General features: G+C 63.1%; 8 protein-coding genes. 5 read left to right on the plus strand and 3 right to left on the minus strand.

Going from position 1 to position 9,968, the window contains the following annotated elements:
- Positions 1–255, plus strand: coding sequence for a hypothetical protein (locus VFB18_RS11595; protein ID WP_324975234.1), 255 nt, complete (start codon positions 1–3; stop codon positions 253–255).
- A 118-nt stretch (positions 256–373) separates the two neighbouring features.
- Here the strand turns inward: VFB18_RS11595 and VFB18_RS11600 are convergent, their stop codons facing one another.
- Complete coding sequence (locus VFB18_RS11600; protein WP_324975237.1) at positions 374–1,051, minus strand: 2OG-Fe(II) oxygenase; 678 nt, start codon at positions 1,049–1,051, stop codon at positions 374–376.
- Positions 1,038–2,450: an FAD-binding oxidoreductase gene (locus tag VFB18_RS11605; protein WP_324975239.1), complete on the minus strand. Its 1,413-nt coding sequence runs from the start codon at positions 2,448–2,450 to the stop codon at positions 1,038–1,040. The genes VFB18_RS11600 and VFB18_RS11605 overlap by 14 nt, the downstream gene beginning before the upstream one ends.
- Before the next feature lie 234 nt (positions 2,451–2,684).
- Here VFB18_RS11605 and VFB18_RS11610 point away from each other — a divergent pair, with 234 nt between their 5' ends.
- From VFB18_RS11610 to VFB18_RS11625, 4 genes are all read left to right on the plus strand, one after another.
- Complete coding sequence (locus VFB18_RS11610) at positions 2,685–3,443, plus strand: Crp/Fnr family transcriptional regulator (protein ID WP_324975242.1); 759 nt, start codon at positions 2,685–2,687, stop codon at positions 3,441–3,443.
- A 173-nt stretch (positions 3,444–3,616) separates the two neighbouring features.
- Positions 3,617–4,381, plus strand: a complete 765-nt coding sequence (gene pqqC / locus VFB18_RS11615) for a pyrroloquinoline-quinone synthase PqqC (protein WP_324975245.1) — start codon at positions 3,617–3,619, stop codon at positions 4,379–4,381.
- A gap of 152 nt (positions 4,382–4,533) precedes the next feature.
- Entirely contained in the window at positions 4,534–5,694 is a 1,161-nt protein-coding gene (locus VFB18_RS11620) for a HAMP domain-containing sensor histidine kinase (RefSeq protein ID WP_324975248.1), read from the plus strand.
- Between the two features lie 113 nt (positions 5,695–5,807).
- Positions 5,808–8,174 carry a DUF1989 domain-containing protein gene (locus tag VFB18_RS11625; protein ID WP_324975251.1) on the plus strand — a complete coding sequence of 789 codons (2,367 nt, stop codon included), beginning with the start codon at positions 5,808–5,810 and terminating at the stop codon, positions 8,172–8,174.
- 83 nt (positions 8,175–8,257) lie between these two features.
- Here VFB18_RS11625 and VFB18_RS11630 read toward each other — a convergent pair whose 3' ends face one another.
- The gene (locus VFB18_RS11630; protein WP_324975253.1) at positions 8,258–9,619 is read right to left on the minus strand and encodes an NAD(P)/FAD-dependent oxidoreductase; all 1,362 of its coding nucleotides are present in this window, start codon (positions 9,617–9,619) and stop codon (positions 8,258–8,260) included.
- Between the last annotated feature and the right edge of the window lie 349 nt (positions 9,620–9,968).

Consider the following 9,968-nt stretch of genomic DNA (forward strand, 5'->3'; position numbering starts at 1 on the left):
ATGAGAATTAGGCTCTTCCCGTTCTGTGTTCTGGCTTTGCTGGCGATCGCGCTTGCGGCGCCGGCCGGCGTTGACGCCAGACAGCGCAACGGCGTGACGCTGACGGCAAAGCAGAAGGCCACCTACCGCAAAATGAAGCGGGATTTGTGGGGCCCGGCCAAGATGCCGCCCGCGCCCACCGACTTCGGACCTCATTTCGATTTCCCGCCGGCGCCGCTGAACGGCGGTCTCACGCACGACCCCTATCCCAACTAGCCGAGCACCGCTCAGGTCCCGCCGGAAGGAACCACACGCGGCGGCCGGCAACACGAGCGGTCGATCGACCTCGAGAAGGTCCCTGGGATACTTCGGCGCATTGCCGAGTGTGCGAGCGTTACGCGAGTTCGAACGCGTCGCGCCACTCCGCACCGACATAATTGATGATGATCGACTTGCGGAGCCCCTGGATCGGATGATGGCCGACGCCGTGCCAGGAGCTCTTGCTGGGGATGAAGATCACTCCGAGATTCCTGCCATAGGTCGCCGTCGTCACATATTTGAAGTCGGGCGGCCCTTGATGAATGTCGGTGCCGGCGAGTCTGAGCGCGGGATCGTCCAGCAGATAGACGAGCATGGTGAACTTCTTGACCAGGATGTCGGTGTGCGGCTCGAGCCAAAAGCCGGGCGGGTCCTGGCAATATTCGATGCGGAGATGGGTTCCCGACAGGTCGGTGCCGGTCGTCTCCTCGATCGTCCTTTTGACGCGAGCGTCCTTGAAGCCGTCGGCGATGCGCCGGCACACCGCGAATCTCTCCTGGTTCTCGCGGCCGAAGAAAAAACGGAGCGCGTTGTTGGTCTCGCGCCTGCCGTTCAGCACCATGCCCTCCGGCGGCGCGGCGGAGAGAGACAGGACGGCGTCCACATCCTCTTCGGGGAGCGCGCCCTCGAGCAGCCAATAGTCGAATGGCCAAGTCTCGTGCCTTGCTCGTTCGAGACAGGAAAGGAAGGTCTCGGCGACCTCGTTCGCCGGGACATCGCTGTACCTGGCGGTCCTAGAGTCATGCACGTTCATTCTGTTCCTCCAGCGCGACACAAGCCTCTGACGTCGCATGTTGCGGCAACAGTTCGCGGAAATAGCTGTCGAGCAGGCGATTCTCCGGGTCGGCTTTGCGCCGGGCGGCGGCAAACGCGTCGAGTCGCTCGCCGAAGGCTTTGGCCACCTCGGCGCGCGTCAGGAACGGTGTCTGATTGAACAGAGGCAGGCCGCCGCGGGCCGAGCAGAACGCGTTATAGGCCCGCAAGAACCGCTCCCAATCCTCGCCGCCTGTCGAGGTCGGATCGATGCAAAGGGTGGGGAAGTCCCAGGAATAGGACAATAAGGAGCTCCGGTCCCGAGCGATGGCGTAGCCGACGGCGGGGAGGTCGCAGCGATAGCCGGTCCGTCCCTCATAGTCGGCGCAGAAGTCGCAATACTCTTCGAGAATGTCGAAGAAGCCGCGCTGGTTGAACGCCCACATGCTGAAAATGTACTTGGTGCGGCCGGGATCGCGCGGATAGCTGATGATCTGCGCATGCGGCCAGGTTCGGTCGCTGCGAAGCACACGGACAAGCGCTTGCCTGAGAAGCAATGAATTCAGCCTGTCGGCGAGCTTTCGCAAGGGACGGCTGCGGACATGCTCGGCGATCCACTGCGTGGTCGCTGGCCCGTATTTGCGCCAGAAGCGGTTGCGGTACTTCCAGCGGCGATACGAGGTCGGCTGAACGGCAGGATTGTCCTTGCGGAGCTCGACGGCCACGCGCCGGTCGAACGGAAAGAGGTAGTACATCACCGCGAAGTCGCGCACGAGGGCGGGGAATCGCCTGCGGAATTCGGGAAGTGAAAGCGACAGGTGACGCACCGAGAGCGCCGTCGTCGGCCTGACCCTGATGGTGACCTCGAACACGATGCCGAACAGCCCGTAGCTCGAGCGGAGAAGGCGCATCTCCTCGGGGTTGTCTTCCTCGGTATAGGTCTTGATCTCGCCTTGCGGTGTCACCAGCCGGAGGCGCGTGACATAAGAGCAGACTTGGCCGTATTCGCCCGGAAACGAGCTGTCCTTGGTCGCGGCGGTGGCGAAGGCGCCGATGGTGACGTTGCCGATCTCGGTCATCACGTAAAATTGCAGCCCGCGTGCTTTCAGCGCCTCGGCAACCGCCATGTGGGTGGCGCCGGCCTCGACCGTGACCGTACCGGGACCGAACTCGAGGATGCGGTTCATGGCCCTCATGTCGACCATGGTCCCGCCGTCATCGCCGTTCATGCGCGCCGTTGAGTGCATTGACCCGGCCGGCCTCACGGGAGAGGGAAAGCGCACCTTGTCGCCCATGATGGTGACGATGTCGTGCGCGTTGCGCGGCGTGACCAGCACCTTCGGCCGATAGGTCCACGTGCCATCCCAGTTGCGCACCGTGACGTGCTGTCCGATGTCCATGAACTCCCTCTCCCGCCCTTGGGCGAAGAGCCAATGTGCCTTGGACGGACCGTCGGGGCCTTGATCGAGATCACCAAATCCGCAGGTGTATCCCGCGGGCCGGGTCTCCCGCTCTGGATCCCGGGCATTGCGTCGCAGGCGGCGCAAAATTGATCCAGATCAAGGCCGGTAGCCCATTCGCCCCGTTCTGGTGCGGAGGGTTGCCCTGGCGCTGCAAGGGCTAAAGGGGGGACCATGCGAACCTTTGGATTGAGCGGGGGGCTGAAGAAGCAGCGCTACTGCGACAGCTGTCCCATCCGGGAGCGGGCGCTGTGCAGCGCGCTGTCGACCCCTGCCGCTCAGGCGCTCGGCGACATCGCTCACTTCAAGCAATTCCCGGAAAGCCAGGTCCTGCAAACCGGTCCCCAAGACGCCTCCTGGTTCGCGGTCATCATCACCGGCGTTGTCAAGCTGGTTCGCTCTTTTCCTGACGGACGTCAGCAAATCGTCGGACTTCAGTTCCCGGGAGATTTCCTCGGCCGGCCCTTTGCCGCCAATGGCAGCATCTTCAGGGCCGAAGCCACCACCTCGCTCCTGCTTTGCTGCTTTCCCAAGACCGATTTCGAGACAGTGATGCAGGAACATCCATGCCTCGAAGGCGCTCTCCTCAAGCGTACGCTCGATCAGCTCGATGTGGCGCGCGAATGGATGTTCACGCTCGGGCGCAAGTCGGCGCAGGAGAAAATGGCGAGCCTTCTCCTCCTGATCGCCGAGCGGCTGATGCGCAAGGGCAAAATCAACGGCAATGGCGCAGCCCACGATGAGGCTCGGGAGTTCGATCTTCCGCTCTCGCGCATCGACATGGCGGATTGCCTTGGGCTGACCCACGAAACGGTTAGCCGCGAGCTGCGCGGCTTGAAGGAGAAAGGCGTGATCGGCATACGCGGCCGCCGCAGGTTCGTCGTGCCCCGGCTCGCGGTGCTCAAGCAGCTCGCGCAGGGCAAGGAAGCCTGACGCCCGTCGTCTCTGTGCCAGTCGGTCCGACCTCTCCGAAAATTGTCATGCAATGTTAATGGCCGCGCTTGATCCACATCAAGCGAGCGGAATCGCGCACCGCTAAGCTTTTGTCGGAGGAACACAACCGCCGCAAGTCCATCCCCGAACGGCGGCGCATGGAGGTTACGCCGATGAACGAATTTGTGAGGAAGGCCGAAGGCACGGCGCTGCCCTGGAGCAAGGAAGAGTTCGAAGCGCGCATTCGCGCCGTCGGCGCCGAGCGTTACCACGACAAGCACGAATTTCACCGCATGCTGCATGGCGGCGCCCTCAACAAGAACCAAGTCGCGGCCTGGGCGCTGAACCGCTACTGTTACCAGGAGGCCGTTCCGCGCAAGGATGCCGCGCTCATGAGCCGCGTCTACGACCGCGAATTCCGGCGCGAGTGGATCCACCGCATCCATGACCACGATGGCTTGCTTCCCGAAGAGACGGGTGGAATTGAGCGCTGGCTCAAGCTCACCGACTGCCTGGGTCTCGATCGCGGCTATGTCACGAGCATGCGTGGTGCCCTGCCTGCAACACGCTTTGCCGTCGAGGCCTATGTTCGTTTCGTGGTCGAGCAGCCGCTTGTCGTTGCCGTGGCCTCGTCGCTCACCGAGTTGTTCGCGCCCTCGATCCATCGCGAGCGGATCGCCGGGATGCTCGCCAATTACAGCTTCGTCAATGACGACGTGATGGCCTATTTCAAGCGGAGGCTGAGCCAAGCGCCCCGCGATGCCGATTTCGCCCTCGAATTCGTCAAGGAGAATGCACGGACCCGCGAGGCGCAGGAAGCATGCATCGACGCCGTGCGCTTCAAGTGCGACGTGCTGTGGGCCCAGCTCGACGCGCTCTATCTCGCCTACGTCGTCGGCATGATCCCGCCGGGAGCCTATCGGCCCGAAGGTACGTGATTGGCCGGCGAGACTCTTGCGGCGCGAGGTTTGCATGTCGCTAACGCCTTCTTAAGGCGCGCGATCAAATATGTCTCAAATCGGGGACGCTGCCGTTTCTCGCGCCGCAGCGCCGGATCTTTCCTCGCCATCCCGAGAGGCGGAGCAGGTCGATGTCGAGTCCGGACCAACGTGTTGCTCCCCAAGGAGCTGCGCCTCTTATCGACGCTATCGACTGTATCTCTGACGGCATCGCGGTTTTCGACGCGAACGGCACGCTGGTCGCCTGCAATCGCGCTTATCGCGACCTGAATGTCCCGATCGGAGACCTGATCGCGCCCGGCGTCAGCTTCGAGGTCTTGGCGCGGGCAGCCCTCGCGCGCGGCGAGGGATTTTTCCCCAGTCTTTCGGCCGAAACCGACATCGGGGAGCGCCTTGCGCGGCACCGTCTGGCCGACGGTCTGCCTTCGGTTGAGCCGCGCGCGGACAAATGGCTGATGTCGACCATGCGGCGAACGCCGGACGGCGGCACGGTGCTCGTCGAGACCGACATCACCGAATTGAAGAGGGCCGAAATTGCGCGCTATGAGTTTCTGGCCAAAGTGAGCCACGAGTTGCGCACCCCGCTGACGCCGATCCACGGCGCGCTTGCGCTCTTGGCGTCGGGCAACGCCGGGCGTTTGTCGGGCAAGCTCGAGGAGCTGGTGAGCCTTGCCAGCCGGAATTGCACGCGACTCATGTCGATCGTGAACGATCTGCTCGATTTCACCAGAATCAGCGCCGGACGCTTCAGCCTCAATAAAGCAAATGTCTCGCTTGGACCGCTCTTGGAACAGGTCGTGGCGGCGCGTCGCGTTGCGCCCGGAGCGCCGGTTATCGATTTCAATATCTCCTCTCACGCGAAGCGCATCGAGCTCGAGATCGATCCGCTCCGCATCCAGCAAGTCCTGGACAATCTCCTTGCCAATGCCATCAAGTTCACGCCGGAGGGGCGCCGGATTGATGTGAACGTCGATCGCCACGAGCGCGCGCTGCGCATCTCTGTCGTCGACCGCGGGCCGGGGATTCCCAAGAAGTTTCGTGCGCGCGTCTTCGACATGTTCGCTCAGGCCTCGTGTTCGCCGAGGACCGAGAGCTCGGGGCTCGGGCTCAGCATTTGCAAGTCGATCGTCGAAGCTCATGGCGGCCGCATCGGCTTCACCTCGACAGAAGGCGAGGGAACGACCTTCTTCTTTGACCTCCCGCTACCGGCGCGAGATCGCGTGACTTATGCTCCGTCCCGCCGAGCGCCGCAAAAGCGGCGCGCCGCCGCCGCCATCCTTCAGCGAGTCTAGCCCAAAGCGGTTCGCGCATCACAAGGCGCCGCTCGACCAAAGTGGCCCGTGTTGAACGCGTCCATCGCGTCGGCTAGCCTAAGCGCCTTGTCGCTTGAGCCGGATGTCTTGCCTTGGTTTCGATCGGCGATCAGACTTTCCGCCCAGGCCCGCCGCGGCCTTCATCCATAAGATTGCCCGGACTGCTCACGCTGCCTCCCGGCGAAGAGCGTTATACCGTGCCCGGTGGGGGCGCCATCGCCGTTCCGATTTTTGCAGGCGATCAGGTGCGCGTCGTCGACGTCGAAGGGATGCAGGCGTGCGAGCTCGTGGCGGCGGATAATGCGGGGATCATTGATCCGGCTATTCTCGGCGGTCCTGGCCACGGTGATGCGCGCGGACTCAAGCAGATCTTGAGCGGAGCCAACGAAAGCGCGCGCACCGTGCGCGCCGGACTTGCGCGGCGCGGCATCGATCTCGCCAAGGCCCGCGCCATCGCTTTGTTCGGCGGCGACTCGCGCGCCGGCGACGCGGCCGATTTCACGGTCTCACGCGATGGGCTTCTGATCGCGGCCGCTCCAGGCAGCGCCATGAACGTCGATTTGCAGGACACCGCGACGCCGATCCGGCTCTACGTCCGGCGGAGCCGCATTCGCCCCGCGGACGAGATGCCGCTGCCCGAGCCGCTCGCCGATCCGCTCCAGGACCTCCGCGTCAAGCGCGCGACGGCCGAGGCCTATTTCGTTCGCGCCGGCGAATATATCCAGATCATCGACGTGGCCGGGCGGCAGTGCACCGACTTCCAGTGTTTTGCCGCGCGCTCGCTCGACAAGGGGCTGGAGCACCCGCTCGATGTGACCACGACGCGCACGTTGACCGGTCAGAGCTATCCGCGTCCCGGCCTGTTCTCGAAGGCCTTCGATCAGACCATGCAGCCGCTCGTCGAGGTGGTGCGCGACACGGTGGGACGCCACGACGCCTTCGGTCTTGCCTGTCATGCGCGCTATTACGCCGATCAGGGCTACCCGGGCCATGTCAACTGCACCGACAATTTCAACGCGGCGCTCGCGCCCTACGGCATCGCGGCGCGCACGGGCTGGATGGCGCTCAATTTCTTCTACAACACGAGCATCGACGCGCGGAACGTGCTCTATTTCGATGAGCCGTGGTCGCGGCCCGGCGATTACGTGATGCTGCGCGCGCTCACCGACATCGTCTGCGTTTCTTCCGCCTGTCCTGATGACATCGATCCGGCCAACGGCTGGATCCCGACCGATATCCACGTGCGCACGTATTCCCACAAGCAGAATTTCTCCAGAGCGGTGGCTTACAGAATGACGCCCGACGCCGAACCCCAAATGACGCGAGAGACTGCGTTTCACCCGCGCTTCTCTAGCCTCACACGCAACTTCGCCGAATATCGCGGCTATTGGCTGCCCGTGTCGTTCAACAATGACGGCCCGGTCGCCGAATATTGGGCCTGCCGTGAGAAGGCGGCGATCATGGACCTCTCGCCCTTGCGCAAGTTCGAGGTGACCGGTCCCGACGCCGAGGCGCTGCTGCAATACACGTTGACCCGCAACGTGCGGAAGCTTTCGCCGGGCCAGGTGGTCTATACCGCCATGTGCTACGAGCACGGCGGCATGATCGACGACGGCACGCTCTTCCGTCTCGGCGAGCACAATTTCCGCTGGATCGGCGGCGACGACTATGGCGGCATCTGGCTGCGCGAGCAGGCCGAGAAGCTCGGATTGAAGGCGTGGGTGCGTTCCTCGACCGACCAGTTGCACAATGTCGCCGTGCAGGGCCCCAAGAGCCGCGACATCCTCCGCCAGGTGATCTGGACACCGCCGTCGCGTCCGACGCTGGACGAGCTCGGCTGGTTCCGTTTCACCGTCGGCCGCATCGGCGGGTTCGAGGGACCGTCGGTCGTCGTCTCGCGCACCGGTTACACTGGCGAGCTCGGCTACGAGATCTTCTGTCATCCCAACGACGCGCTCGCCGTGTTTGACGCCGTCTGGCAGGCCGGCGAGCCGCACGGACTGAGGCCGCTCGGTCTGCAAGCCCTCGACATGCTGCGCATCGAGGCGGGGTTGGCCTTCGCCGGCTACGAATTCTGCGATCAGACCGACCCGTTCGAAGCCGGCATCGGCTTCACCGTGGCGCTCACCAAGAACGAGGATTTCATCGGACGCGAGGCGCTTCTGCGCCGCAAGGAGCATCCGCAGAAAAAGCTGGTCGGACTGGAGATGGAGGGCGATGTGCCGGTCGGTCACGGCGACTGTGTACACATTGGGCGCGCGCAGGTGGGGCTGATAACGAGCGCGACCCGCTCGCCGATCCTCGGCAAGACGATCGCGCTCGCGCGCGTCGATGCGATTTACGACAAGCTCGGGACCGAAGTCGAAATCGGCAAGCTCGACGGCCACCAGAAACGCCTGCCGGCACGCATCGTGCGCTTCCCCCATTACGATCCGGAGAAGACGCGCGTGCGCGCCTGAGCGCGGGCAGGGGGGATGTGTGGGCTCCCCCAAAAGAGAAGGCCGCCCGTTGGGGCGGCCTCTCGCCATTCGCCTGGCGCGCGCTATTCGGCGGCTGCCTTGCCCTTCACCGCGAGGAACGCCTTCATCGAGTCGTCCATCGCCTCGATCCACGGCGTGTGATGCACGGGCGCCATCGTCCCGGTGCAGGGCGATTTGAACGCCTTGTTGCGGTAGCCGAGGATCGAGTCGACCTTGTCGTGCTCCCACTCCTTGAACTCATCGACCGTCATGTCGATGTCGAACTTGGGATAGTCGGTGTCCTTGCACAGGTCGCGCACATAGTCGGCCTGGAAGTCGATCTTCTCGAAAGCGTCCTTCAGGGCCTCCTCGCGCTTGACCCATTTTTCGTCGTCCTTCTGCATCTCTTCCTTCGACGGCAGCTTGATCCGCCCCAGGATCACGTCGCGCGCGTACCACGCTTGCGCGTCGAACATGGAGAACGTGTAGAACTGGTCCTGCATGCCGAGATACATGAGCTTCGGGTTGTCGATCCAGAAAATGCCCTTGTAGATATGCGGCGGATGCATGCGGTTGTGGGTGCGCAGTCTGAGCTCGTCGGCCAGGAAGGGGAAGTGGTGCTGATAGCCGGTGCACAGCACGATGGCGTCGAAATCTTTCTTCGACCCGTCCTTGAAGTGCACCGTCCTGCCCTCGATCTTGGTGAGCAGCGGCCGCTCGTCCATTGTGGCCGGCCACTTGAATCCCATTGGCTGCGTGCGCCAGCACATGGTGACTGATTTCGCCCCGTATTTGTGGCACTGGAGCGCGATATCTTCGGCCGAATAGCTCGCGCCGACGACGAGGAGGTCCTTGCCCTTGAACTCGTCGGCGCTGCGGAAGTCGTGGGCGTGCAGCACCCGGCCGGGGAAGGTCTCGATGCCGGGGAAATGCGGCACGTTCGGCGTCGAGAAATGTCCGCTCGCCACGATCACGTAATCGAACGTGTCCGTGTGCATCGTGCGATCCTTGAGGCGCTCGACCGTGACGTTGAACTTGCCTGAATCCTTGTCGAAGGTGACCTGCCGCACCGCCGTCGAGAACTGAATCCACGGCCTCACATTGGCGTCCTTGGCGCGCCCGATGATGTAGTCGTAGAGCACCTCGCGCGGCGGATAGGAAGGAATCGGCTGCTTGAAATGATGGTCGAAGGTGTAATCGGCGAACTCGAGGCATTCCTTGGGACCGTTCGACCAGAGATACCGGTACATGCTGCCATGCACCGGCTCACCGTTCTCGTCGAGACCTGTGCGCCAAGTGTAGTTCCACAACCCGCCCCAATCGCTCTGCTTCTCGTAGCAGACGATCTCGGGGATGCTCGCACCCTTCGCCTTCGCCTGCTGGAACGCTCGCATTTGGCCGAGGCCGCACGGCCCCGCACCGATGATGGCAACACGAACTGTCATGACCTCACTCCCTCGCTCGTCCGGACGCTCGTTGTCGTCGTTGCTCGACGGCATGTGGCCAAACCAATTCGCCGTCTGGCGGTGCCATTCTAGACCAGTGCCGGACCACTTTGTCAAAGTAAAGCGGATTGGTATTGTCCTAGACCAGCAACGGGTCTAAGCTGGAGCGTGCGAAAAACGCAGCGGTAAAAACTACTTGGAGCTCTGCAACGAATCCACTTTGGGCACATTAGCGGTACCACTTTGGGCTCGCTTTGCGTAGGGCTGGGCAATTCGCGTCGCCTCCGCTGTGTTTCGGGCACAGGACATGTCTTCGACATGTCATCCGTGTTTGCAGCCTTTGGGGGTG

This window comes from Methyloceanibacter sp. (assembly GCF_035650995.1).
Classification (GTDB): Bacteria; Pseudomonadota; Alphaproteobacteria; order Rhizobiales; family Methyloligellaceae; genus Methyloceanibacter.

Excerpts from the sequence above, each read along its gene's own strand:
- VFB18_RS11595 (WP_324975234.1), top strand. The coding sequence starts at position 1 with ATGAGAATTAGGCTCTTCCCGTTCTGTGTTCTGGCTTTGCTGGCGATC.
- VFB18_RS11630 (WP_324975253.1), bottom strand. The coding sequence starts at position 9,619 with ATGACAGTTCGTGTTGCCATCATCGGTGCGGGGCCGTGCGGCCTCGGC.
- VFB18_RS11605 (WP_324975239.1), bottom strand. The coding sequence starts at position 2,450 with ATGGACATCGGACAGCACGTCACGGTGCGCAACTGGGATGGCACGTGG.
- VFB18_RS11600 (WP_324975237.1), bottom strand. The coding sequence starts at position 1,051 with ATGAACGTGCATGACTCTAGGACCGCCAGGTACAGCGATGTCCCGGCG.
- pqqC (WP_324975245.1), top strand. The coding sequence starts at position 3,617 with ATGAACGAATTTGTGAGGAAGGCCGAAGGCACGGCGCTGCCCTGGAGC.
- VFB18_RS11620 (WP_324975248.1), top strand. The coding sequence starts at position 4,534 with ATGTCGAGTCCGGACCAACGTGTTGCTCCCCAAGGAGCTGCGCCTCTT.
- VFB18_RS11610 (WP_324975242.1), top strand. The coding sequence starts at position 2,685 with ATGCGAACCTTTGGATTGAGCGGGGGGCTGAAGAAGCAGCGCTACTGC.